Raw genomic sequence first — 23,214 nt, forward strand, 5'->3', positions numbered from 1 at the left:
GGCTTTTCAGCCATTCCTAATGCCGCAAGCTATCCGCGCTTTTTCAAACTGGCTACTTTGTCTTCTGCCTGCTTTGAGGCGAGCAGCATATTCTCTTCGATTTCTTGTCTGAATCTTTCGTAGTCGTCGTTCGATAGACCGGGAGGAACCTCGGTCGGTTTTCCGAAAGCCATTACTATGGTGCTAAAGGGCAGAGGCAATATCATGCTGTCCCAGGATCGGAATTGTATTTGGCGGGTCGCCCAACTCACGAGGGGCACGACAGGATTGCCGGTTTCTTTGCCGACGATCACTATCCCCATTTTTGCTTGTCGGGAAGGGCCGCGTGGCGCATCGACCGCGAGGCCTGAGCAATAGTGTTTTTCCTTAATCATATCTATCATCTCGGCCAAGGCTTCTTTCCCACCCCGCGACGAAGACCCTCGTGTCGTGTCGTAGCCCATTCTCTTAAGGCACCTGTCGATCAGCTCGCCGTCCCAGGAACGGCTAACCATGATCACACCGTCGTATCGGCGGCAATGCCATATAGGGAAAAGCATAGTTCCATGAAAACAGGCACAATTGAAAGGCTGTTTACGGCAAACCTGCTCCTCTATCTCCCGGTTGAGCCAAATCCTTTTGGAAGTGAGGTCTACCAGCCTGAAGTACATCATCACGAGACGCGGCACCAGGAATAGCGCCAGCCTGAACCATAATTGGTCGCCTTTTTCTCTCTTTTTTTCAGATTCCTTCAATGGGAGACCCTTCGCGCGAAACCAGTCTTTGCCACCGGTATATATAACGGTCGGCAAAATTTTTGTAGTTTTTCATTTGTCCCCGAAAGAGTACGGAGGGTCGCTTGGGTGCCACTGCCGGCTTGTCCAGCAGTGCGACTCCATTCGGAAAAGACTTTTTTGGGGATCAATGTATAAGCTGCCTCTCTTTCAAGAGCAGGGTATTTCCATAGGAATTCGCGATCAGAAAGGTTGGTTTGCTAAAGACCGCCTGCGACGCCGGCCGCTACTGAGAAATTGGCCGGCCCACCAATGGCAATATGGTCCGGTGTCTCTCACATTAAACTGGATTCGAGGATCTCCAGGGCTTCCTGCGCGGCTTCGGCAACATCGGGGTCCGGGTCTTTTACGGCCTTTCGCAGGGCGGGAATAGCACCCGGATTGCCTATCTTGCCCAGAAGCTCGGCTGTGTCGCCCCTCAAACCGACCTCCTCCTGGAAGAGTAGGGGTGTAAGGTCCTCCACGATGTCGTCCAGTATTCTGGGATTTATTTGAAGGGCTTCTTCCATGGTTACCAATGCGCCCATTCGCGTGGAGAATTCTTTCGACAAATAGATTGGAACAATTGCTTGTGGCTGTTTCTCCCGACAAAACAGCACGGCAGCGTCCTCGGCCCTCCCAGACTTGATCATGGAATCCAACACGGACGTAAGAGACTCATCTCCCATTGCGCTTATGAGTCGAGACGCAAGCTGCTCCACTCCGATCTGGCCCACTATGGTCATACCGTCGTTTATAATAGTCGTGGGGGTTGATTTCACTTTGTATCGTTCGGAAATATCGGAAAAACTAACAGCGTCCACAATTGAAACGGTTATCAACGGTTGAACTATCGCCAGGGCGAGCGCGGCTCGAACAACTTGAGGGCAGTGAGGGCAGGCCGCTGCAATCAAAACCAATATGTCCACGGGCTTGGAGAGGTCTTGCAGCGAAGTTAGGCTTTCAGAGCCGGAAATTTCCTTGCCCCTGCCCAACCAGCCCAAAGCGTCCAGAAACGGCCCCAGCTCACTACCCTCGGGAGCGGCAAGATAATGTATGTTTCTCCGGTTGCCCACGGCCAAGGTCAAGGAAGGTTTTTCAGGAAATGGTGACGGGCCGGGTTCATCTACCATTTCCACGCGATTCATGGAAACGCCGGCGATCTGACGTGCAATATTAACCAGGTTGGTCTCGAAAGCGTCTCCGGTGCCAGGCTTGTTAGTTAGGATGGTCACTGTGTCGGACATCACGGAGGCAACTTTCTGAACATCCATAAGGTCTTGATCGGACAGCAATTAGGACCCCTTTCCGTACAAACATAAGCGGCCACAGACCTTGGCCGCAAACAAGAAGCATTCCTTACATTCCCACCGGTTGTCGAAGTCGAGGGGAGTTAAACCCGCGCGAATCGAGAGTTGAGAACAGCTACTAAAAATGAGCCCAATCACAGCGGCATTGTGCGTCAACGGGTGCCGGGAGTGAAATTGGTGATTACCTGTCCTGACCCCGGTGGGGGAGTGAACAAGGGGTCCGCCCCTCTCACAGGTGCAGGCATGTAACCCCAGAAGTATTCCCCAGCCTGATAGAGTCCCGAAGCCGCCCTGGGAATGAATCCGCCTGCCCCGGGTTGAGGCGGTGCCTGCTGGTAAGGTCGCTGCTGCGGGGGAAAGTCGAACACGGGCTGGCCGTATATATTCATCGGTCCGGTGTACCTCGTGTCGTACATCTGCGACTGCTGGCAAACAGCGGCGCTGGAGCAGACCATCACCATCACGATCGTGATTACGAGAACAATCGCTTTCATGAGTGAACCTCAAGCATAAATTACTTCAGCATATAACAATAGCACAAACCAGTAGAAAAATAAAGGACTTAATGTCTTGACAAAACTCGCAGAAATATGCGATAATTACACGCTTTGATTTAAACTGGAGGTTCACGCAATGAACAAAATGGCAAAGATCACTATCTGCGGCCTTTTGATTGTCGCATTGGCGATCCCTGCCTTTGCCGGAGGCGCCCCGGATAAGCGGTCCGCGGTCTCCAAGGTTTCCGGCAAGATATACAAAGGCGGAGCGGACGTGTTGGACCGAACCGAGCGACTCTTTTCGGGCTGCCTGAAGAACTGCTTCGGCTTTTTCAACCCTTGCCTCGACGTGGTCAAAGGCTGCACGAATGTGGTGCTCTCACCCGTTGAGAAGCCTTTTGCATATGTGGAAGACGCCTGGGCCAAAAGAGGGAAAAAGGTAGCGCCGAAGAGTTCGGCGCCGAAGAAGACCGAAACTCCTAAATAGTTTTTCACTCGATTACATGGGGATAGGCGGGGAGTATGCTCAGGAATCTCGGGAGGGCTCCTGAACTGTTAGACTCCCCGCCGACGCGGAGGGTGTATGATCCGGCTGATAATGCCGCTTCTCGTACTTTTATTGGTTTGCCCGATTGCTACAGATGTGGTGGGAGCGGAGAGGGTCCATCCGCATGCGATGACCATCTGCGCCATTATCATTAATGAGATGACGGAAGGCAAGATCAGCCAGGACAAGGCCAAACAGATTTCTCTGGCAATCGCTCACGCGGGAAACAGACATTTCGGCCGCGTAACTTGCGGTGATATGTGGCTGTATATGGCGATGGTCTACATTGAAAGCGGCTTCAAAAACAACATAGTAAACGAATTAAACTGCCGGGGGATGTTTCAGGTTCATGCTCCGTCCTGGGCCAGGAAGTTCGGACTGACCTACGGCGACCTCCTGGACCTCCATACCAATGCTGACAGCGGCATACGGGTGTTCAAGTACTACCTGGAATTGTACAAGAAGACCGTGCCGGCCTTGAGCGCCTACAACAGTGACGATCCGCGTGCCGCCACGGGATACGCCAGGGCCGTCTTGAACACTCGCCTGAAAATCAAGAAGCGATATACGGAGCTTTATAGGGCTCTCCATGACGAACAGGTAGTGGCTTTCAATCCGAACGGTCGGTGAAGGTTTTAGCGAGGCGGGCCGTACAAGAACGGAGCAACGACGCTTCGAACAGTATCCCAGGGATTGAGCATGCCGGGGTTGTGGTCCATAGGAATGTACGGATCGTGGCCTGTGGGATAGCAAGCCGAAACAGGCCCATCCGGCGGCGCTGTATATTGAGGAATGCAACTCACGCACCCGCCTGCAGCCAGTATGGCCGTAAGCGCCAAGCCCAGAATCAGGCTTTTCAAGAGACTTTTAATCATACACCTCACCACAGGCAATAAGTGCGGCCATTTTATCGCGTTCTATCCCTGCAATCAAGGTAAAAAACAAATAGCGTAACTATTCAGACTTGCGAGGAAGACGATGGAGCGAAACATGTCATTGCGAGCGCAGCGAAGCAATCTCTGCCTTTAGGCGTTGAGATTGCTTCGTCGCTTTACTCCTCGCAATGACAGGGATTCGACAATTCCCGCGGTTTAACGAAGAAAACCAATGATGGCAGGCTGGAGGGCCTGCCCCACAAAAAAGAGCCTGCCCGCAAAAGGCTAAATGGTCATAGTCATGCCTCACTAGACAAGAAAGGGATAGCCTCCGGAAAGCATTTGCACCATAACCTTCAGCACACAAAGACTTATCGGGGCAAGGCGTCATCGCTTAAGCTCAAACAGAGACCGAGCGCCCGGCGTCATATGAATCTGACCCTGAGGGTCGATGACCAAGGCCTCCACATCGGGAAGTGAATGAATGTATTTCAGCCCCTTGTCCACGCCGAGAACGAATATTGTTGCCCCAAGCGGCTCCGCGACCAGACCGCTTGCCGCCACAATAGTCACCGACTGCGCTCCTTCGGCCGGATATCCGGTCGCAGGATTCAGAATGTGGTGAAACCTCTTGCCGTCTTTGACAAAGAACCTCTCGTAATCGCCTGAGGTCATTACCACTCGATCCTTCGGGGCAGCCACGGCCACTACCTCTCTCGGATTGCGGGGGTCCTGAACACCTATGCGCCACGGCTTCCCGGGCTCCTTTTCGCCGACTACCAGCACGTCGCCGCCTATGTTCACCAAGGCTGAGGAAATGCCATGTTTCCTCAGGGCCTCAGCCACGCGGTCCAAAGCATAACCCTTTGTAATTCCGCCGAGATCCAGCGCCATGCCCGTCTCCGGCAAGAAAACGGTGCCTTCGGAGTTGTCCAGCTTCACACGGCCCCATCCGACTTTCTTCACGGCCTCCACAATTTCGGACGAGTCCGGGAGTCGTGGCTCGCCGCCGCTGAAGCTCCACAATCGGCACAGGACCCCGACGGTAGGGTCAAATGCTCCTTTGGTGGCCTTGGCCGTCTGAAGAGCGGTTCCAATAATCTCCAACAATTCCCTGTCCGGATTGATTGGCCCGCGGCCGGCGGAATCATTCAAGCTCGTCAGCCCCGATGGTTTGTGGAAGGAAGTCAGGTCCTCAACGCGTTTGATCTCATCAAATACCGCTTCGGACGCTCCATTGGCCTTGTCCCGCGGACTTGACACGGTGACCTCTACGAGGGTCCCCATCAGCAATCTACTGTAGCGGTGGATGTCAACCGAGTCTTTTCCAGAACACGATACGATGAATAAGGCGACCAAACAGCCTAGAGGCCGCAAGAAGCCTGAAATAACCTTGTTCATGAGTTGCTTGTTTCTCCGGGTGAAGTTGCGGCCCTGCGGCCGGCAAGAATCTTAATAGGCACTATCATAGTGAAAAAGGGGAACATATACATCGCGGCGAGGGTGGGTGAAAGCGGACCAAAAAACTCGGACGAGAATACTATCACGAGAACGTTGTTCATAAGCGCCAAACTGATACCTGCCGCCAGCCTTTCCGGGATCTTCCGCCTCGGCGTGATCAGGAAGCCGACCATATAATAGATGACTGAAAGTGCGTAAGCAACCGCGGTTGAAACGAGCAGTTGCTTGGGATGCTGAAACAGAAAGTTGGAATACTTGGAAAAGACCCCGAGATTTATCAAAGCGAACAATATAAGTGAAAACGGAAATCGGCGCGATGCAATGCCTTCGATAACTCCCGGAAGGAGCCTCCTGAAGAACAGAACTGCGACCATCGGGACAAGGATCACCACAGCGAGCAACTGAATCATTGTTTGCAACGGTATGGCTATTTCCGAGCCCTCGAGGAGTTTCACCAGGCAGGGTAAAGAAAAGGGCACCAACAATGAGGTCACAATGACCATTCGCAGCACCGGCGCAACGTCGGCTCCCAGCAGCGTGGCTATGAAAGGCGCAACCACTCCTGTGGAAATGCCTGAAAGGAGCAAAACCGGAATCGCATAGTCGGGGATGATGACAAGGGCCAGTCCGTAGAGCGCGACTGGCAGCACTATCAGCTTCACCGCCGCCATCATGGCCAGCACACGTAGCACTGAAGGAGATATGTTCACCAGTGAGTGGAAATCTATTCTCAAAAAACTCAAGAACATTAGAAGCATCATGAAGACGAGAAGGTACGGCTGGAAAACCTTCCCTGCGTCTGGGAAAACTACCGCCGCGGCCACAGATACGAAGATCACGGCAAATAGTATGAGATCATCCAATCTAGGCATCCCGCTCCTCGCGTCTTGGCGGAAACTAGAGCACTCGCCAAAACTCTTGCTCGAATTTGGATAACATCTACAGCGATGACACTTTCCGCCAAGGCTCCTCTTCAGGCGCCATGTTCTGTTCAGGCGAACGGCGGTTTGGGCAATCGTCAGAACTCGGTCACACTTACCGGGAGGCCCAATCTATCCCCAAAGGTGCTCCGGGCAATCGGCTCGTTTGTCGTCCCAATGGCCGTTGTGTTAAAATACAACATATCCTGGACGCGAGAAATCAGGCAAGGGGTTGCTCATGAAACGAGGATTCTGCCATCACTGCGGCCGATCTCTGGAATTCGATGAAAAGGTTTTTCGTAACGACACCTGTCCCGATTGCGGCTCGGACGTTCATTGCTGTCTTAACTGCGTGAATTATGATGAGTCTGCCCCCAACCAATGCAGGGAACCGGAGGCGGAGAAAGTCTGGGTGAAGGATCGCAGGAACTTCTGCGACTATTTTACTCTGCTGGAAGGAAAGCGATCAGGCGGGGGCGCTGATAAAGCGGCTGAGGCTCGCCGCAAACTGGAAGCTCTTTTCAAGAAGCAGTAGTCGTGAATCATTATCGCAGAAGACGATCTAGAACTCTTCTTCTTCCAGGTCTTCGTCCGTTTCCACCGCTGCCTCTATTTCAGCGAGTAGGGCAGGAGGAAAAGTCTCTCTCGGGGCGTCCGACCATAGTCCCTCCAAATCGTAGAACTCGCGGGTCGGTTTTTGAAAGATGTGAACCACCACGTCCCCATAGTCCAGCAGCGCCCAGTTTCCCTGATTCACCCCTTCCGAAGAATAGCGCGGGAACTTGCGGTGGCGGGCTTCTGTGAGGATCGCTTCTGCCACGGCCTTGACCTGCTTGGCTGACCGGGCGGAAACAATGAGGAAATAGTCTGTCAGAGAAGTCAGACCCGCCAGGCGGATGAGCACCGGGTTGAGCGCTTTCTTGGAAAGTGCGGCTCGCAGGAGAGTTTCAGCCTTTTCCTTGGACGCTGTCTGTGATTGGGAATTCAGCGAGGGCCGTCTCATCAGGCTCCATTCCTATATAGATTATGTTGGATGATATAAGAGCGTACCGGTTCCGTCACGAGGTATTTGATACTCCGACCCTCTTTGCAGAGGGCACGTATCATTGTCGCGGAGATATCCAACCCCGTAACTTTCGAGGGTATTAGGAGGCTTGAGCTTGAGTGCACGAGATGGCCTGCTTCTTCTTTAAATTCGCTCCGGACCTCCGCCGGAACCCCCTGCCAGGCAGCGTCAAACAAGGTGCCCGGCCTTCTCACCACGATAAAATTGGACAGCGCAAACAGCTTCTCATAGTCCCTCCAAGCGCGGATCTCGCCCAGAGAATCGGTGCCGATAATGAAGAAGATGTCGAGCACCGGGTCTTCTCGCTTGAAAAACTCGAGAGTATTCACGGTGTAAGAAGGCCCGTTGTCCGCGGCGATCTCCAGGTCGGATACCTCGAAGAGGGGGTTGTCGTCACAGGCCCTGCGAGTCATCTCAAAGCGGTGAGCTGAGGGGGCGATATGGTCCCCTCGCTTGTGTGGTGGGACGGAACTTGGAATAAAAATGATCCTGGAAAGGCCATGCGTAAAAGCAACTTCCTCAGCCAGGCGAAGATGGCCTATATGCGGCGGATTGAACGTTCCACCTAAAATTCCGACCTTCAATTTGCTCCCGTTTTTACACAAAGGGCTTGTTTTCACCGGGAGAGATTCTATATTTAATCAGAACGATTTGAAAGAGGAATTGTCTCAAGCTCCATATCAGATCTTCGAATTCTCCGCTGGAGGCCAATGTATTGGAAAATTTCGTGAGTTACCTGACCTGGTTGGGTCCATATGTGGTAGGCTTTCTGCTCCTTTTGGGTGTGTTGATTCTCATTCATGAGTTTGGCCACTTCATAACCGCCAAGATGGTTGGCGTAAAGGTTCTCAAGTTTTCGTTGGGCTTCCCCCCAGTACTTCTGAAGCGCAAATGGGGCGAAACCGAATACATGGTAGGCGCGCTTCCTTTCGGTGGATACGTCAAGCTCCTCGGAGAGGACCCGGAGTCCGACGAAGAGATCCCGCCCGAAGAACTCCCCAGGGCTTTTACCAGCAAGCCTCTCTGGGCTCGCATGGCGATCATAGTCGCCGGCCCTCTATCCAATTACCTTCTTGCGGTAGTACTGATATGCGCAGGCCACCTGGCAGGGTGGCCCGTGCTTGCCAGCGAAGTAGGCAAAGTGATGGACGGGTCGCCAGCTATGGAAGCCGGCGTCAAGCCACACGACGCAATAGTTGCAATAGACGGTGAACCGGTCTCGCGATGGGATGACATGCGGGCCATAATTGAGAAGAGTCCGGGCCGAAAACTCAATGTAACCGTACAAAGAGACGGTGAAAAAATAGATCTGGCCGTTACACCTGTTCTCAGCGATCAAAAAGACGTGTTCGGTGAGCCGACAGGACGGATCGGCGTAACCCCCTCCGGAAAAAACATTGAACTCGGAGTCGGAGGGTCTGTCTCCGAAGGTATTTATTTCACGGGCCATTTGACCAAGTTGGTGGTTGTTTCGTTGGTCAAGCTCGTGCGAGGCGAACTCGGCGCCAAATCATTGAGTGGGCCAATCACCATCGCTCAGGCATCCGGTGAGAGCTTAAAAGCGGGGACGTTGAATTTCATCGGCCTGATGAGCTTTATCAGCATCAATCTCGCAATTATCAACCTTCTGCCCATACCGATATTGGACGGCGGGCACTTGATGTTCTTTCTGATCGAAGCGGTAATTCGGCGGCCGGTCACCGGTAAAGTTAGAGAGGTGGCCGTGCAGTTCGGCCTCCTGTTTATCGTATTCCTGATCGCTCTGGTTTTTTACAACGACATTACCAGGATTGTCACCAAGGGCTGGTCTCTGACCCCCTGATTGAACGAGAAATTCAGGGATTGAGTTGATATAACCGTTGCCGGAAGAAATGTCTGAAAACCTAGACGGTTCGATGCTGTTGAAAACAACAGGAGTCGGCGGGCACGGCCCGCCCTACAATTCGGCGAGACGCTTCCTGTAGGGCGGGCCGTGCCCGCCGTATCATGGGGGTTAGGGTCCTCGTTTCCAGACGGAACCTGGGAACGAGACAGCGTCGGCCTCAAAGCCGTTTCCGGGCTAAGACAATAATGCATTGCGTAAATTGGTGTTCACTGCCATTTCCCTTCTTCCTTCGATCACCACAAGCCGATCGGGCCGGCACATGATGATCCTTGCGGTTCATACCACGACGCCTCGCCTGAGCGTTGCGATCGCGCTCGATGGAAGAGTCATTCACGAGAAGGCCCTGTCTCCAGGCCGAGAGCACTTGGAGAATCTGGCCCCGGTCGTCCGCGACGTTATCGGTCACACCAAAATCAGACTGGAAGACGTACATGGATTTGGGGTTGCCATAGGGCCCGGCTCTTTCTCCGGCATTCGTGTCGGCCTGGCGACCGTAAAAGGCATTGCACTGGCCCTGGGCAAACCTGTGGTCGGAGTATCCAGCCTGGAGATTTTGGCCTGGCAGGGATTAGGCGAAGGGGAGGTGGGTGCTTCAGTCATCGATGCGCGGAGGGGCGAGGTCTTTGCCGGTATTTATCGCAAGAGCGAGAACAAAGCGGTCCTGATGCAAGGCCCTCTTCTGATCAAGGCGGACCTGTTCCGAGGGCTCCTGGAACAGATCAATCACGATAGCCCTGCAATTTGCTCGGAACGGGCAATTGACAGCCTGTCCGCCAACCTTTGGGACAGCCACGAAACTCGAATCGTCATCCCGTCGGCCAGCGCTTGCGCCATACTCGCGGAGGAAAGATTCAAAGGGGGAGTGGTGGAGGATGTGCACTCCCTGGCTCCTCTATATATCCGGCGCTCCGACGCGGAAGAAAAATGCAAGATTCTTTGATGTCCCCCCGGATTGGTCATTTGTTCGGGCCAAGGGGTGGCGCCCCATCCAACGGAAACTCATAAATTCCCGTCTCACTGAAAGAACCTTCCGAAAACCTTCTCGGGGAGATCACAATTGACGAGGTGCATATCTCGATCATGTGGTACACCGGGTCCCATCTCGACATCAGTGGTGCGCCGCTGGAGGAAACCACTATCTTCGCGTCTCTTTCGGGGAATTTTATCTCCATGACGCTGGAACGATGTTTGTGGCCTTGCAGGATCAGTTGGATCCCCGTCTGGGTGCAAATGTTGAGCAATTCGCCTGCGTCGGACAAATTGTGCGCCCAGAAGGATGAACTACGAATGACGGGAAGGACCGGATGATGGAGAAATAGTACCTTAACATAATCCGGAGATTTTGGGGCTTGGGCTTTGAGCCAGTATCTGGCATCCCTCGAAATGGAGCCCGGCCACGAAGGGAATGGATGGACCGAGTTAAGGCCGAAAAAGAGTACACGGGATTCTTGGCAAGCATGAACAACTTTGTCTATCTTTCCGAAAAAATTGCCATAACGCCTCATGGCAAACCACGGCAGCAGCCACTCCCATACCGCCAGGACGCCCACTTCCCTGTTTCCGGGCACACTTATGAAAGGTATATTCAAGGATCGCAGAAAGTCTCGGGCCCAGCGGAATTGAGAAATCGTCCCGCGATCGGTAATGTCACCGGTAAGTATAAGGAGATCCGGTCCCTGGGAAGCCAGGTCCATCCCTAACGCCTCGAGTTTGTTGCGTTCAACGGTTCGGCCGAAGTGAAGGTCTGAGAGGTGAGCTGATCGCATGCGAGCAAACATAAACTGAGAGCGGCCTCAAGTCAATGAACGCGGCCAATTTTAAAAAAGTAGCTTGATTTTTTTTGCTGAATTCTTTAGAATTTCAGAACAAATCTTTGTGCCTTTTATTATTAGCGTTTCCCTGATCTTGGTAAGGCCTCGGAAGGGAACAAAGGAGTCGTCGTATGAAAGGGTTGGTAAGTCTAGTGGCCACGGGGCTGATCATCATAGGCATCAGCGGACCCGCGTATTGCCAAGATTACTATGGAATGTCTTCCGGCCAGGGGGGCGATTTCAACTCGTACCTCCAAGACTATGCTCAACCCGGGGCTTACGCCTACGGCCAGCAGGGCTACGGCCAACAAGGATATGGCCAGCAGGGCTACGGCCAACAATATGCCTATCCCCAAGCGGGTTACGGTCAGCAATACGATTACGGCCAGCAGGGTTACGGTCAGCAGGGCTATGGCCAGCAGTACGGTGCGTCTCGGCAGGGGACAGCAGGCTCTCAAAGTTACCCCGGTTACGGCGGGTACCAGGGTTACGAAGGGTACGGGTACGATCAGGCGGGACAGTATTACGGCTACGGCAATTCCGGCTCTGCTTATCCACAGCAGAGAACTGCCAACCCTTACCAACAGCAGCCGCAGGCTCGTCCTGCAGCGACTCGCGGCGCAGCAGCCAGGCAGGCCGCTCCTCAGCCGTCGTACACCACGTCCCGACCTTCAGCCTCGGCTTCGAGAGAGCGAACCCGCTCGAACCCCAGTGAGATTTATTGGAATGGCAGGAACTCCGATGAAGAAGATGCAGGGCAGTCATCGGTCGGGGCTCCCGCAAGACCGACAGCCCCGCCTCCCCAGCGGGCGGTGAGACAAGCCAGGACCGCTCCCAGTTCATCGGCTGTTCAGACGCCTCGCCAGAGCCGGCGCAGCACCGTAAAACAGGCCACACCCACTCCGGCTCCGCCCGAACGCCAGAATATCAAGTGGGGAAAAGAGGATAAACCGGACACAAAACGCGCCATGCAATGGGGAAAGCAAGACAAGCCGGCCAGCGTGGGCGCTGAACCGGGTTCGTCTCAAGGGGGCGCGGTAACTTCTCAGGCGGCCTCCAGTCCTCAGTTGCAGAGTCAGTCCCAAGATTCCGGAAGGAAGTTTCAGTGGGGCAAAACTCAATAGCGTCCTAACGGATTGTCTGGGGGCCTCCCCAACGAAGGCCCCCGGGCAGACTCTCCTCGATCTCCTGTAAAGTTTCTTCTATTCACTCTTTTTCGATTCCAGCATTTCACTGATTTTTTGGGTGTTTGCCAGCAGGTCTGTCAGGATGGGTTTGAGCACCAAAACCCACTCGGGATACTCCGAAATCTTGATATTTCCCGTCTCCAATACCTTGGTGATCACAAACATTTTTGTGCGTGCGTCGTAAATCTCTTTATGAATTCTTTCCACACTCCATTTTTCTTCAGCCATTGGTACCTCCGGTTCTGTGGGCTGTATCAGCACAGGGCCGGGTTCCAGCGGCTCTAACATTGTTGCCATTGGAAGCGCGGGACGGCACTGACGTTTCACCATACCAAGACCCTGCCTTTTGCGCACTCGCTTTTATTAGGAGGTCGCCCTTAATGAACAGGGGGGCCGGAGTCGCGTAGCCCAAGGCGTCATAGAACCGCCCACTTGGCAGGCGCTTATGCCAAAACGCGGAGAAGTAGCCAAGCCATGTTGGCTGCCACAGAGTTCACTATAGCGAACAATGTCCCGTGATGTGTGGGCCGCGATCAATTTGGTATTCTCCGGCAACTGGAGCGGACCAGGACAGGAATCGCTCGACCTATCCCGACCAGGAATATAGGAATAAGACACAATGCCCCGATAAGTTGCTTGACAGCCCGTATTCTAAATTCTATCATTGGCCGAAGCTTAGTCATTAACAGGGGCATGTCCCCAGGCCACCAACGCAAGAATGTCTCACCCACGCGTGTTTTTTAACGTTGCATAATAAGGTTGAAAAGTCTCCGCCGGTACTTGGGTTGTCAGCTCCATCGGGCTGAACGTTGTTATGGGGAATCCGTCTTCGCTGCGTTCTTAACGATGGATTGTTAAAGTCTGTCTCGCGTTGAAACAACAAGAGAAAGGAGAGGGAGATGAAGGGACGATTAATTCTTGCGGTTCTAATGGCAATGATTTTTGCCTTTGCCACCGTGCTTGGAGCCTCTGCAGCAGACAAGAAGCCGCTTAAAATAGGGGCAATCTTCTCTGTGACGGGAAAAGCTTCGTGGCTGGGGGACCCTGAGAAAAAGACCACCATGATGATCGTGGAGGAGATCAACAAAGCCGGTGGCGTGAACGGTTTCCCTCTGGAAGCGATCATCGAAGACGATGAAGGCCTGGAGCCGAAAGCCGTCAACGCTGCCGAGAAATTGATTAACAAAGACACTGTGCTTGCGATTATCGGTCCTTCGGTAAGTGGCTGCAGCTTGGCCATCAAACCAATTTGCGACAACGCCAAGATCCCTAACGTCTCGTGCGCTGCCGCGGAAGCAATCGTTACGCCTGTCGAAAAATCAAAGTTCGTGTTCAAGACGCCTCAGCTCGATTCACATGTTGCCATCCGGATCATCGAGCAGATCAAAAAGATGGGCATTAAGAAGATCGGGCTTCTCACCGACACTCTCGCCTTCGGTCAACAGGGGCGCAAACAGCTTCAAACTCACGCCAAAGACATGGGGATTGAAGTGGTGGCGGACGAGACCTTCGGCCCCGGCGACACAGACATGACGGCCCAGCTGAAAAAGATCGAATCCAGCGGAGCCGGAGCTGTGGTGGGTTGGACGATTGTCCCGGCGCAGTCGATTATTCCCAAGAACATGAAGCAGCTTGGAATGAAGACGCCTTTGTTCCTGAGCCACGGGTTCGGCAATCCCAAGTACATAGAGGCGGCAGGCGACGCTGCGGAGGGGATCATTTTCCCCGCGGGCAGACTGCTCGTTGTAGATGTTCTTCCAAACGACCACTTCCAGAAGAAGGTCCTTGCCACTTACAAGGCCGAATACGAGAAGAAGCACGGACCTCCTGTCAGCACTTTTGGCGGCCATGCTTATGATGCCCTCTGGGTTGTCGTCAACGCCATGAAGGAGAAAAAGATTACTCCGGATATGGATGTGGCAAAAGCCAGAAGCCTGATTAGAGACGGCATCGAAGAAACCAAGAAATGGGTCGGAACTGCCGGTATATTCAACATGAGCGCCCAGGATCATACGGGACTTGACAAAGACGGATCTTTGGAGTTGCTTTACGTTGAAAAGGGCGGGAAGATCATTCCTCTTTCCCAAAAGAAGTAGGTTGCCATTCACCGGGACTGGAAAGATGCACCGCGTACGGGTGAGGTATGCCTCGCTCTCGGGCGACACATTTGTGGCGTTGTCCACAAGCAACCGGGCGATCCTTGAAGATCGCAGGTTTCTGGGCCATTTTCCCGGTGAGTGGTTACAGGAGTAGTTCAACGGCCTGTGAATAACCAACAGGAGCTTTGAAGCCGAGACGGTCACCAGTTGAGAGGCCGTCTCGGTTCTTTCTAGCCAGGAGCCGCAATCATGGTTTCTTTTGCGGACATTCTACAGTACGTGTTTTCCGGCGTTACTATCGGGGCCATCTACGCCATGGTGGGCCTCGGCTTCACGATGGTGTACAATTCCACCAGCATCATCAATTTAGCCCAGGGTGAATTCGTAATGCTGGGCGGCCTGTTCGGGGCCACATTTGTGGCCGTCGCTAAAAGCATGGGGCTGCCCCCTCACTTGGCCATTCTGACAGGTTTTCTTCTTGCCGTGATCTGCACTACTATTGTCGGTCTTCTAATGGAGAAGATCGCTATCGAGCCAACCGATCATTTGACCGTATTTCATTACGGGGGAATGGCGGCCATTATTTTCTGGATAACCCGACTGGTGGCGGAACTATCGCTTCCCCTTTCGGTGATTATCACAGTGGCAGGAGTGTCCGGCGCTTACCTGTTGCTCAGGAAAGTGAAAATAAAGTCTATGGAGAGCCCTACGGTCCTCCAATTGATCATCATAACAATTGCGCTGTCAATTATCGTTCGGGGGATCGCCATGTTCACGTTCGGCAAGAACCCGTACTTTATGAACCATTTTGTTTCGGAAAAGGCTATCACTGTTTTCGGAGCGACCGTCTTACCCCAAACAGTGCTCGTTGTGGCTGTGATAATCATGGTTGTGATCTTAGTGGGGTTGTTTTACAGCCTTACGCTAACCGGCAAAGCAATGCAGGCCTGCGCGTTCAACCGCAGCATTGCGAGACTGATGGGTATCAACGATCAGTGGATGATATTGTTGTCTTTCGGCATGTCTTCGCTCGTTGGGGCCGTGGCCGGATATATGGTCACCCCGATTACTCTTATGGACTATGATCGAGGGCCCATGCTGGCCTTGAAAGGGTTTGGAGCCGCTGTTCTTGGCGGGCTGGGCAACGGATACGGAGCCGTGGCAGCAGGCTTCATCCTCGGAATCCTTGAGGCGCTGGGAGCAGGACTGATCTCTTCGGCATACAAGGATGCGGTTTCGCTGGTTATCTTGTTGCTGGTTCTTTTCTATAAGCCCAGCGGTTTGTTCGGTAGCGCTGAGGCCGCAAAATTCAAGGAATTCTGAACCGCACGCGGGCGGCTAATAGGGTTGCAACATGTGCGGTTCAACGAGCCACAGTATCTAACGCCTGGAGAAGTGGAATATGGGGCGCGGTAATCTTATCACGCTAATCATTTTTGGCGTCATTATAGCGATTTTCCCTTTGGTACTGCCCAGCCCCTATTATTTGAGGGTGATAAACTTTGCCGGCATTTTTAGTCTTGTCTGCATCGGGCTGTCGCTGTTGGTGGGTTACACCGGGCAAATCTCCATAGGCCAGGCCGGATTTTTCGCCATCGGCGCGTATTCCTCAGGAATCTTAACCGCTCAGTTCGGTTATAGCCCCTGGATAGGAATCCTTGTGGGCATCGCTCTCAACGCGCTCGTGGCATTCATCGTCGGCATTCCGACCCTCAAGTTGAGGGGACATTACTTGGCAATGGCAACCCTGGGCATCGGGGAAGTCATACACATAGTTGCCCTTGCCGATACCGAGGACTTCACCGACCTGCTCCGGTGGATCGGAATAAAGATAGGGTACGCTCCGGCCGCGCTTGCCAAGGCGCTGGCCCCTTATCGCTCTATGACTGGAGGCCCTTCAGGGTTCGGACAAATACCCGCGTTGGGGGTGGGGTCTTGGGAACTGGGCTCTCCTGTCCAGTGGTTCTATTTTATCTGGTTTACAGTCTTCCTCCTGATGATCCTGTCCCTGAATCTCATCCATTCGAGGGTCGGCCGGGCTCTGCGCGCCATTCACGGGAATGAGGAAGCGGCCAAGGCAATGGGGCTGAACACGGCCAGATTGAAGCTCGGTATCTTCGTTACGTCAGCCGGGATGGCTTCCCTGGCTGGATCTTTCTACGCCCACTACGTGACGTTTATCTCACCGGTCACCTTTTCCATTAACGAGTCCATTCTTTTCCTGGTCATGGTGGCTGTGGGGGGGATGATGAACGTCTGGGGCGCGCTGGTGGGAACTATTATCATGACCATCTTGCCGGAGAGCCTCAGGTTTCTGCACGACTACGATATTCTTGTTTACGGCTTGATATTGCTGATCATTATGATGTTTATGCCGAACGGCATTGTGGGTTTATTTCAGAGCCTTTTCAGCTTTCAGAAAACGGAAAAGGCGGGTGAAAAGTGAACCAAATTCTAGGAGTCGAAAAAATATTCGTGAAGTTCGGCGGAATAATGGCCCTCGGAAATGTTTCCTGTTCGATGGACCAGGGCAGCATAACGGCAATTATCGGACCCAACGGAGCGGGCAAGACCACTTTAATAAATGTGATTTCCCAAGCCGTTCCGCAGACCCAAGGGAAGGTTTTTTTCAAGGGAAGCGATATTTCAGGATTGCCTCAGCATAAAATTGCACGTATGGGCATTGCCCGCACCTTTCAAAACCTTCGACTGTTTCGTCACATGACCACCCTGGAAAACGTGATGGTTGCTCGCCACATAAAGACTTCTTCGGGCTTTCTATCCTGCGCTCTGAAGTTGCCCACCTCTCGCAGAGACGAAAAGGTCATTCGCAGTAACGCGATGGAATATGTAGAATTTGTCGGCCTCGGTGCCAAGGCTGATGTGGATGCCCTCTCCATGCCTTTCGGCCTCCAGAGGCACCTGGAGATTGCCCGGGCCATGGCGCTCGAGCCCGAGGTGATTCTGCTTGACGAGCCTGCCGGAGGACTGAATCCCGGTGAAACAGAGGCGCTGGCGGAGCTCATTTACAAAATAAGGGAAAGAGGTGTTACGGTCGTCCTGATCGAACACGACATGAACCTGATCATGAATATTTCCGACCGGATAATGGTTTTGAACTATGGCCAGAAAATAGCTGAAGGAACCCCCAAGGAAATCCAAGAAAACGATGCAGTAATCGAGGCCTATCTGGGCAAGGAAGCCGCTCCGCAGCCTCAGGGTCCCGGTTCTGCATCGGTGGGATAGAACCGATGCTGGAAGTGACAAATCTCCACGTCTACTATGACAAGGTCCATGTTCTCAAGGGAATCTCTCTGACCATTAGGGATGGTGAATGCGTGACGTTGCTGGGCGCCAACGGTGCGGGCAAGTCCACCCTGATCAACACCATTTGCGGGTTGGTGTCGACAGCTGCCGGCTCGATCAAACTGGACGGGACCGATATCAGTAGCGTCCCGGCCCACGACATAGTGCGCCTGGGCATTTCCCAGGTGCCGGAAGGCCGCCAGATTTTTGCCAATATGTCGGTGACGGACAATCTCAGATTGGGGGCTTATACCAGAACCTCCGGGGCAACCAAGGGACAGATCGCTGAAGACATGGATCGCATCTTTGATATGTTTCCAAGACTGAATGAGCGTCGGACCCAGCTTTCGGGGACGCTCTCCGGCGGGGAACAGCAGATGCTGGCAATCGGCCGAGCCCTGATGAGCAGACCCAAGGTGTTGCTGCTGGATGAGCCGTCATTGGGACTAGCTCCGCTGGTGGTTCAATTCATTTTCCAGACAATAAGCCGATTGCGAGAAGAGGGCCGTTTGTCGGTAATGATGGTGGAGCAAAACGCGCGTGCCGCGCTGCAAATCGCGGAAAGGGCATACATTCTGGAAACGGGAAAAATCATCATGGAGGATGTGTCCTCCGCCCTTATCAATAATCCGGAGGTCCAGAAAGCCTTCCTCGGCGGCGGCATGAGGTAGGAAAAAAGAAATTGGGGAGACCCTTTTTGTAAAAAGGGTCTCCCCAAGCCCCTCTCCAAAAACTTCTATATTACTGGCAGTCTAATGGCTTCCGCTGACAGCGCAAGCCATTAGACTGCCAGGCTATGGAACTTCTTGACGAGGGAACAGGGCGAACTTACTTACATGAACGATTCGCCCGCAGCCTCTGTGTTTGGACGAATATTCGCGTCATGCCGGATAGCGCTCAAACAGCGATTGCTCTGCCAGATGAAACATGGACCGGGGCCAACACGCCTACCTGGCACCCCGAGGCCGACTTTGATTGGCTGTTGGGTGCCACTGACCTGGTCACCAGGTCAGTGATGGTTTTTCACGGAAGCCATCTTCATCATTTGAAAATGGTCCGTATCAAACATTGCGACCACCTGCCCGAGTTGGCATAATACAATTGAACTCTCCCTTTCTCGCCAGGAGAGCCGAACCACCGTGAGCGCAGTTATTTTAGAGGTCGGAAATTGAAGATAGTGTTCAACGGCTTTCCCGAAGAAATGGAAGGGTGCGAGCTGACCGTTCAGGAACTATTGGATCGGTTCAACGAAGACGACCCCGCTGTAATAGTCGAGGTCAACGGTCGTTTCGTGTATCGGAAAGAATTCAAGATTTTCAGGATCAACGACGGTGATCGCGTCGAATTCATCCACCCTTCCTTCGGGGGGTGATTTTTTATCCGCCCTCGCGGAGCAGTATCATTTTGATGGTGGAGAACATGGACACAGCCTCCATGTCCGTCCTCCATTGAGACCACAGGTATTTTGCCCAACCGATTTGCCCCAAGCCGTACACGCCGACCACGACCTGCCCTACTGCAAATAATCCGCAGCTTATCTGGCCGACAGCCACTAGAAGCCCCAAAGCCACCTGGCCGAACGAAAAGAGGCCGACCGCAAACTGGCCGAACGCCAGTATCCCTGCGCCGAATTGTCCAATAACTATTCCGCCGAAGGCAAATTGACCGATTGCCAACCACCCTTTGGCGACTCGTGTCCTCCCCTCGCTGTCATACCCGTAAGAAATACAGATCAGAGGCAGTCGGAACAGGCTTGCTCGGGTTTTCCATTCAAACCCGCGTGTCGGTCGGACGTTAAACTCCTCTGGCATCGTGGGGCCATATATACTTGTGGATTTGAAGTTGGAATCGGACCGGCAAATTATCCTGGAGAATCCATTCCACCAGGTTGCCAGGTGGCAATTCCCCGAAAACGGCTGAGAAAAGAACTCGCGTCTTGGTCCGCCCGAATCGTTCCCTGACGATACCCCGCGCCCACTCGTAGTCATGTCTGTCCGAAATCACGAATTTGACCTCGTCGCTATCCCGGAGTTTCCATATATTTTCCCACCTGAATTGCGCGCTCTCGCCACTGGAAGGGCACTTGATATCCATGATCCGGACGACACCATCCGGCAGAATCGAAATGTCGACGGAACCGTTTGTTTCAATCAGTACTCGGGAACCGCGATCCAGTAGCGCTGCCGCAAGTGCGGGGGTTTCCGGCTGGACCAAAGGCTCCCCGCCGGTTATTTCCACCAACTCCAGACCGAAATCCGAGACCTGGGCAAGGACCTCTTCAAGGCCCATCTGCGTACCATCTTCCTGGGCATACCGGGTATCACAATAGCGGCATCTGAGGTTGCAGCCCGCGAGCCTCACAAAAGTGCAAGGAAGGCCTGCGAAGGAAGACTCGCCCTGAATGCTGCGGAAAATCTCTGATACGTTCAAGCTCATATTGTGAACTCGGATCCCATTGGAAAATTCTTTTCATATGAATCAGCAAATACCAGAACATTTTGCAAAAGTCATCCTTAGTGATAAGATACCAGCCTCAAATTGCAGTGGTGGCCATTTTTTGGAGGGGAAAGGTTGCAGAAAGCTCTTGTCCGATTCCTTCCCGACGATGTTATCGTTGAATCCTTCGTAGGGGAACTGCTTCTCGATGTCGCTCTCGACGCGGGTATTTTTCTGCCTGCCGCGTGTGGGGGTTCTGGTGCTTGCGGCCAGTGCAAAATCAAGGTCCTCGAAGGTTCGGTTGACGCCCTCAAGATAGACAAGGTCCATGCCGCGGCGAGAGCCGAAGGGTTTGTGCTCGCCTGCCAATCCAGACTCACCGGCGACGTGACCGTCGAGGTTCCCCAGGCTAAGGTCGGACGCAAGGTCATCCCAAGGGATGAAGCGGAGCGGATGCGTTTGACCGCAGCGCCGATGGAATCCCCCATAATTCCCGAATATAATCCTACCATTATCAGGGTGTTAATGGAGTTGCCGCGGCCGAAACCCGACGACAACATCAGTGACTTCGAAAGGATCATACGTACGCTGAGGGTCAATCATGACATATCAGCCGTTACAGCCGGTCTGGATTTGTTGCGGGAAATGCCGTTTCAGGTGCGCCAAAATGATTGGAAAATTACAGCGTGTCTTCAGGTGGACACCTGCGCTGATTCGGATGAGAAGGTCTACAGACTGGGCCGCATACGTCCAGGCCATGCTGTCGATCCATCGGTGGGATTGGCCGTCGATATCGGAACCACGTCGCTGTGGGGGGAACTGATAAATCTCGACACCGGCGAAGTGATGGCCCGTGGCTCGCGCTACAATCCGCAGATTTCCATGGGCGATGACGTAATAAGCCGCATTGTATTCGCGCTCAAAAAGGATGGGCTGGAGAAGCTCCAGCAACACGTGGTCAAGGGCCTGAACGAAATAATCGACGAAACATTGTCCAAGACAGGGCTTTCCATGAGTTCGATAGACTATATGGTGGCAGCGGGCAACACCGTAATGACACATCTTTTTCTTGGGCTCTATCCCAAGTTCCTGCGTGAATCACCCTATGTTCCAGTGGCGCAGAATGTCGAGTCCGTGCCCGCAGGAGTGCTGGGCTTGAATCTGAATCCCCACGCGGTGATCAAGGTCTTTCCCGGTGTGGCCTCGTACGTGGGGGGGGACATAGTGAGCGGGGTCCTGGCCAATGGCATGTGGGACTCCGACGAGATGACCCTCTTTATCGACATAGGAACCAACGGGGAGATAGTAGCAGGCAATAGGGACCTGCTGATGACCGCATCATGTTCGGCCGGCCCCGCTTTTGAGGGAGGGGGGCTGGAATATGGGATGAGGGCGGCTCCTGGAGCCATTGAAGGCATACTGATCGACCCTGACACGCTCGAACCCATGATCAAGACCATAGATGCCAAACCTGCCATGGGAATTTGCGGGTCCGGCATAATCAACATAATTTCTCAGATGCTGAAGCTCGGGCTGCTGAATCAAAACGGCAAATATGCTGCCGGCCTGAAGACCGACCGGGTTCGGGAAGGGAAGAGCGGGCTGGAGTACGTGATCTGCAGAGCGCCGGAGACCGGTATTAAGGAAGACATTGTGCTCACTGAGGTTGACCTGGACAACATACTCAGGGCCAAAGGAGCCATGTTTGCCGGGGCCACTTGTCTGCTGGACAAAATCGGTCTCAGTGTAGACGCCCTGGATCGCGTTATAATAGCAGGAGCATTCGGCAGCTTTATCAATCTTGATCACGCGGTTACCATTGGGCTTTTGCCGGACATTCCGAGAGAGAAGTTCACGTTTATAGGTAATTCTTCGCTGAAGGGCGCTAGACTGGCAGTTGTTGACAGGAACCTGTTCGAGCGGTCTAAAGAAATTGCCCGGGCCATGACCAATGTGGAGCTATCCGAAGATCCGTCTTATATGGACAACTTCATGGCTGCTCTTTTCCTGCCTCATACACGAGGCGAGCTTTTCCCGTCAGTACGGCTGCGCATTTACGATGAATAGGCTGGCATCACAGTTCGGAATTGTTGTCGGTTCCCACGAGCTTTTCTTTTGGTACGGCCATTAGAGTAACCATTGCCTTGGCAACAGGGACTTCCTCATCTCCCCTAACGTCGAATACCTCCGATTCTGATACTATGACCTGGCGGCCTTCGCGGATGACCTTGGAATAACAACGCAGGGCTTCTCCAAACGCGGGTCGCAGAAAATTGACTTTGAACTCGATGGTCAAGATCTGCATGCTCTCCGGAACAATGGTGAAAGCGGAATACCCGGCCGTGTGATCCGCCATAGTCGCCATAACCCCGGCATGAATGAACCCGTCCTGCTGGCGATGATCCTTTTCGATCTTCACTGTTGACTCGAACTTTCCCCAGCTTGCCCGGACGGCCTCGAAGCCGCAGAAACGAATGAAGCCCCGCCGGTAGTCTCCTTTGAGGTAATCCCTTCTTGCCTGGCTTATTTCTTGATCTTGCATACGGCACCTTCTGTAATGATCGCAATCGGGAAATTTACGGAACCCTGTTCGGCAGGGAAGAAGTCACGCCCCCGCGCGGGGTCACCATAAAGGCGGAGAAGAACCCGGCGCGGTGAAAGGTATTCCACAACCCATCCGCTAACCGAACAGACACCCGGCTCTGTAACCATTCAGTCTCGCGGGGGTAGAAGGGATTCTGAGCCCTGAAGGGGCGTACCAATGGTAGCCACGGGTGTAACCCGTGGACCGGAAGCATTGCCACAGCCCTGAATCACCGACCCTGGAGGGGTCGACCAATCCCGAAGTCCAACTCACATTCATGGTCGACCCCTCCAGGGTCGGTGATCCAAATGATTGTGTGGACCATTGTCCACGGGCTCACGCCCGTGGCTACTTTTGGGCTGCCCCTTCGGGGCATGGGAGCCCCTCCCGCACGTAAGTGAATGGTTACCCGGCTCACAGGAATTTTTTGCAATCATGGCTCACAGTTTGTTACAATATTATGTTAGGCGTTAATTCG

At 53.4% G+C, this 23,214-nt stretch carries 26 protein-coding genes and 1 pseudogene; 13 read left to right on the top strand and 14 right to left on the bottom strand.

Features of this window, described 5'->3' with window-relative positions:
• Nucleotides 1-29 precede the first annotated feature (29 nt).
• From HY913_01770 to HY913_01780, 3 genes are all read right to left on the bottom strand, one after another.
• Entirely contained in the window at nt 30-734 is a 705-nt protein-coding gene (locus HY913_01770) for a lysophospholipid acyltransferase family protein (protein MBI4961982.1), read from the bottom strand.
• A gap of 314 nt (nt 735-1,048) precedes the next feature.
• Complete coding sequence (locus HY913_01775; GenBank protein MBI4961983.1) at nt 1,049-2,047, bottom strand: thioredoxin family protein; 999 nt, start codon at nt 2,045-2,047, stop codon at nt 1,049-1,051.
• A 167-nt stretch (nt 2,048-2,214) separates the two neighbouring features.
• Complete coding sequence (locus tag HY913_01780) at nt 2,215-2,556, bottom strand: hypothetical protein (protein MBI4961984.1); 342 nt, start codon at nt 2,554-2,556, stop codon at nt 2,215-2,217.
• 139 nt (nt 2,557-2,695) lie between these two features.
• On the opposite strand from HY913_01780, the gene HY913_01785 reads away from it, so the two are divergent.
• Together HY913_01785 and HY913_01790 are read left to right on the top strand one after the other, a co-directional pair.
• Nucleotides 2,696-3,046: a hypothetical protein gene (locus tag HY913_01785; protein MBI4961985.1), complete on the top strand. Its 351-nt coding sequence runs from the start codon at nt 2,696-2,698 to the stop codon at nt 3,044-3,046.
• Between the two features lie 96 nt (nt 3,047-3,142).
• Nucleotides 3,143-3,736 carry a lytic transglycosylase domain-containing protein gene (locus tag HY913_01790; protein MBI4961986.1) on the top strand — a complete coding sequence of 198 codons (594 nt, stop codon included), beginning with the start codon at nt 3,143-3,145 and terminating at the stop codon, nt 3,734-3,736.
• A 5-nt stretch (nt 3,737-3,741) separates the two neighbouring features.
• Here the strand turns inward: HY913_01790 and HY913_01795 are convergent, their stop codons facing one another.
• The 3 genes from HY913_01795 to HY913_01805 form a co-directional block, all read right to left on the bottom strand.
• Nucleotides 3,742-3,981, bottom strand: coding sequence for a hypothetical protein (locus HY913_01795; protein MBI4961987.1), 240 nt, complete (start codon nt 3,979-3,981; stop codon nt 3,742-3,744).
• A 387-nt stretch (nt 3,982-4,368) separates the two neighbouring features.
• Nucleotides 4,369-5,382 carry an FAD:protein FMN transferase gene (locus HY913_01800; protein MBI4961988.1) on the bottom strand — a complete coding sequence of 338 codons (1,014 nt, stop codon included), beginning with the start codon at nt 5,380-5,382 and terminating at the stop codon, nt 4,369-4,371.
• Nucleotides 5,379-6,314 (bottom strand): bile acid:sodium symporter, encoded by a 936-nt coding sequence (locus HY913_01805; protein MBI4961989.1) that lies wholly within the window; start codon nt 6,312-6,314, stop codon nt 5,379-5,381. The genes HY913_01800 and HY913_01805 overlap by 4 nt, the downstream gene beginning before the upstream one ends.
• Before the next feature lie 286 nt (nt 6,315-6,600).
• Between HY913_01805 and HY913_01810 the strand changes: the two genes are divergently transcribed.
• Nucleotides 6,601-6,897 (top strand): hypothetical protein, encoded by a 297-nt coding sequence (locus HY913_01810; protein MBI4961990.1) that lies wholly within the window; start codon nt 6,601-6,603, stop codon nt 6,895-6,897.
• 27 nt (nt 6,898-6,924) lie between these two features.
• Here HY913_01810 and rsfS read toward each other — a convergent pair whose 3' ends face one another.
• Nucleotides 6,925-7,365 carry a ribosome silencing factor gene (rsfS, locus tag HY913_01815; GenBank protein ID MBI4961991.1) on the bottom strand — a complete coding sequence of 147 codons (441 nt, stop codon included), beginning with the start codon at nt 7,363-7,365 and terminating at the stop codon, nt 6,925-6,927.
• Complete coding sequence (nadD, locus tag HY913_01820) at nt 7,365-8,012, bottom strand: nicotinate (nicotinamide) nucleotide adenylyltransferase (GenBank protein ID MBI4961992.1); 648 nt, start codon at nt 8,010-8,012, stop codon at nt 7,365-7,367. Before nadD ends, rsfS begins: the two co-directional genes overlap by 1 nt.
• 131 nt (nt 8,013-8,143) lie before the next feature.
• Here nadD and rseP point away from each other — a divergent pair, with 131 nt between their 5' ends.
• Together rseP and tsaB are read left to right on the top strand one after the other, a co-directional pair.
• Complete coding sequence (rseP, locus tag HY913_01825; GenBank protein MBI4961993.1) at nt 8,144-9,250, top strand: RIP metalloprotease RseP; 1,107 nt, start codon at nt 8,144-8,146, stop codon at nt 9,248-9,250.
• Nucleotides 9,251-9,503: 253 nt separating this feature from the next.
• A complete protein-coding gene (gene tsaB / locus HY913_01830; protein ID MBI4961994.1) occupies nt 9,504-10,253 on the top strand; it encodes a tRNA (adenosine(37)-N6)-threonylcarbamoyltransferase complex dimerization subunit type 1 TsaB in 750 nt (249 codons plus the stop codon).
• A 16-nt stretch (nt 10,254-10,269) separates the two neighbouring features.
• Here the strand turns inward: tsaB and HY913_01835 are convergent, their stop codons facing one another.
• Complete coding sequence (locus tag HY913_01835; protein ID MBI4961995.1) at nt 10,270-11,079, bottom strand: metallophosphoesterase; 810 nt, start codon at nt 11,077-11,079, stop codon at nt 10,270-10,272.
• Between the two features lie 326 nt (nt 11,080-11,405).
• Between HY913_01835 and HY913_01840 the strand changes: the two are divergent.
• Nucleotides 11,406-11,660: pseudogene (locus tag HY913_01840) on the top strand (FHA domain-containing protein).
• A gap of 666 nt (nt 11,661-12,326) precedes the next feature.
• Here HY913_01840 and HY913_01845 read toward each other — a convergent pair.
• A complete protein-coding gene (locus HY913_01845) occupies nt 12,327-12,539 on the bottom strand; it encodes a hypothetical protein (protein MBI4961996.1) in 213 nt (70 codons plus the stop codon).
• A 671-nt stretch (nt 12,540-13,210) separates the two neighbouring features.
• On the opposite strand from HY913_01845, the gene HY913_01850 reads away from it, so the two are divergent.
• The 6 genes from HY913_01850 (at nt 13,211) to thiS (ending at nt 19,088) form a co-directional block, all read left to right on the top strand.
• Nucleotides 13,211-14,407 (top strand): ABC transporter substrate-binding protein, encoded by a 1,197-nt coding sequence (locus tag HY913_01850; GenBank protein ID MBI4961997.1) that lies wholly within the window; start codon nt 13,211-13,213, stop codon nt 14,405-14,407.
• Between the two features lie 252 nt (nt 14,408-14,659).
• Entirely contained in the window at nt 14,660-15,733 is a 1,074-nt protein-coding gene (locus HY913_01855) for a branched-chain amino acid ABC transporter permease (GenBank protein MBI4961998.1), read from the top strand.
• Nucleotides 15,734-15,812: 79 nt separating this feature from the next.
• Complete coding sequence (locus HY913_01860) at nt 15,813-16,856, top strand: branched-chain amino acid ABC transporter permease (GenBank protein ID MBI4961999.1); 1,044 nt, start codon at nt 15,813-15,815, stop codon at nt 16,854-16,856.
• 47 nt (nt 16,857-16,903) lie between these two features.
• On the top strand, nt 16,904-17,656 hold the full coding sequence (locus HY913_01865) for an ABC transporter ATP-binding protein (GenBank protein MBI4962000.1): 753 nt from the start codon (nt 16,904-16,906) through the stop codon (nt 17,654-17,656).
• A gap of 5 nt (nt 17,657-17,661) precedes the next feature.
• Nucleotides 17,662-18,387, top strand: coding sequence for an ABC transporter ATP-binding protein (locus HY913_01870; GenBank protein ID MBI4962001.1), 726 nt, complete (start codon nt 17,662-17,664; stop codon nt 18,385-18,387).
• A 497-nt stretch (nt 18,388-18,884) separates the two neighbouring features.
• The gene (gene thiS, locus HY913_01875; GenBank protein MBI4962002.1) at nt 18,885-19,088 is read left to right on the top strand and encodes a sulfur carrier protein ThiS; all 204 of its coding nucleotides are present in this window, start codon (nt 18,885-18,887) and stop codon (nt 19,086-19,088) included.
• Nucleotides 19,089-19,092: 4 nt separating this feature from the next.
• Here the strand turns inward: thiS and HY913_01880 are convergent, their stop codons facing one another.
• Entirely contained in the window at nt 19,093-19,527 is a 435-nt protein-coding gene (locus HY913_01880) for a hypothetical protein (GenBank protein ID MBI4962003.1), read from the bottom strand.
• Nucleotides 19,511-20,152, bottom strand: a complete 642-nt coding sequence (locus HY913_01885; GenBank protein MBI4962004.1) for a radical SAM protein — start codon at nt 20,150-20,152, stop codon at nt 19,511-19,513. The genes HY913_01880 and HY913_01885 overlap by 17 nt, the downstream gene beginning before the upstream one ends.
• 135 nt (nt 20,153-20,287) lie before the next feature.
• Between HY913_01885 and HY913_01890 the strand changes: the two genes are divergently transcribed.
• Entirely contained in the window at nt 20,288-22,219 is a 1,932-nt protein-coding gene (locus HY913_01890) for a DUF4445 domain-containing protein (GenBank protein ID MBI4962005.1), read from the top strand.
• Between the two features lie 7 nt (nt 22,220-22,226).
• Here HY913_01890 and HY913_01895 read toward each other — a convergent pair whose 3' ends face one another.
• Together HY913_01895 and HY913_01900 are read right to left on the bottom strand one after the other, a co-directional pair.
• Nucleotides 22,227-22,694, bottom strand: coding sequence for a PaaI family thioesterase (locus tag HY913_01895; protein MBI4962006.1), 468 nt, complete (start codon nt 22,692-22,694; stop codon nt 22,227-22,229).
• A gap of 138 nt (nt 22,695-22,832) precedes the next feature.
• The gene (locus tag HY913_01900; GenBank protein ID MBI4962007.1) at nt 22,833-23,015 is read right to left on the bottom strand and encodes a hypothetical protein; all 183 of its coding nucleotides are present in this window, start codon (nt 23,013-23,015) and stop codon (nt 22,833-22,835) included.
• Nucleotides 23,016-23,214: the final 199 nt, after the last annotated feature.

Origin of the sequence: Desulfomonile tiedjei (assembly GCA_016212925.1) — a bacterium.
GTDB lineage: Bacteria > Desulfobacterota > Desulfomonilia > Desulfomonilales > Desulfomonilaceae > JACRDF01.

Excerpts from the sequence above, each read along its gene's own strand:
- HY913_01780 (MBI4961984.1), bottom strand. The coding sequence starts at position 2,556 with ATGAAAGCGATTGTTCTCGTAATCACGATCGTGATGGTGATGGTCTGC.
- HY913_01885 (MBI4962004.1), bottom strand. The coding sequence starts at position 20,152 with ATGAGCTTGAACGTATCAGAGATTTTCCGCAGCATTCAGGGCGAGTCT.
- HY913_01835 (MBI4961995.1), bottom strand. The coding sequence starts at position 11,079 with ATGCGATCAGCTCACCTCTCAGACCTTCACTTCGGCCGAACCGTTGAA.
- rsfS (MBI4961991.1), bottom strand. The coding sequence starts at position 7,365 with ATGAGACGGCCCTCGCTGAATTCCCAATCACAGACAGCGTCCAAGGAA.
- HY913_01860 (MBI4961999.1), top strand. The coding sequence starts at position 15,813 with ATGGGGCGCGGTAATCTTATCACGCTAATCATTTTTGGCGTCATTATA.
- HY913_01900 (MBI4962007.1), bottom strand. The coding sequence starts at position 23,015 with ATGAATGTGAGTTGGACTTCGGGATTGGTCGACCCCTCCAGGGTCGGT.
- HY913_01810 (MBI4961990.1), top strand. The coding sequence starts at position 6,601 with ATGAAACGAGGATTCTGCCATCACTGCGGCCGATCTCTGGAATTCGAT.
- HY913_01895 (MBI4962006.1), bottom strand. The coding sequence starts at position 22,694 with ATGCAAGATCAAGAAATAAGCCAGGCAAGAAGGGATTACCTCAAAGGA.
- HY913_01805 (MBI4961989.1), bottom strand. The coding sequence starts at position 6,314 with ATGCCTAGATTGGATGATCTCATACTATTTGCCGTGATCTTCGTATCT.
- HY913_01865 (MBI4962000.1), top strand. The coding sequence starts at position 16,904 with ATGGCCCTCGGAAATGTTTCCTGTTCGATGGACCAGGGCAGCATAACG.
- HY913_01850 (MBI4961997.1), top strand. The coding sequence starts at position 13,211 with ATGAAGGGACGATTAATTCTTGCGGTTCTAATGGCAATGATTTTTGCC.
- HY913_01845 (MBI4961996.1), bottom strand. The coding sequence starts at position 12,539 with ATGGCTGAAGAAAAATGGAGTGTGGAAAGAATTCATAAAGAGATTTAC.
- HY913_01785 (MBI4961985.1), top strand. The coding sequence starts at position 2,696 with ATGAACAAAATGGCAAAGATCACTATCTGCGGCCTTTTGATTGTCGCA.
- HY913_01870 (MBI4962001.1), top strand. The coding sequence starts at position 17,662 with ATGCTGGAAGTGACAAATCTCCACGTCTACTATGACAAGGTCCATGTT.
- HY913_01800 (MBI4961988.1), bottom strand. The coding sequence starts at position 5,382 with ATGAACAAGGTTATTTCAGGCTTCTTGCGGCCTCTAGGCTGTTTGGTC.
- HY913_01855 (MBI4961998.1), top strand. The coding sequence starts at position 14,660 with ATGGTTTCTTTTGCGGACATTCTACAGTACGTGTTTTCCGGCGTTACT.
- HY913_01790 (MBI4961986.1), top strand. The coding sequence starts at position 3,143 with ATGATCCGGCTGATAATGCCGCTTCTCGTACTTTTATTGGTTTGCCCG.
- HY913_01880 (MBI4962003.1), bottom strand. The coding sequence starts at position 19,527 with ATGCCAGAGGAGTTTAACGTCCGACCGACACGCGGGTTTGAATGGAAA.
- HY913_01795 (MBI4961987.1), bottom strand. The coding sequence starts at position 3,981 with ATGATTAAAAGTCTCTTGAAAAGCCTGATTCTGGGCTTGGCGCTTACG.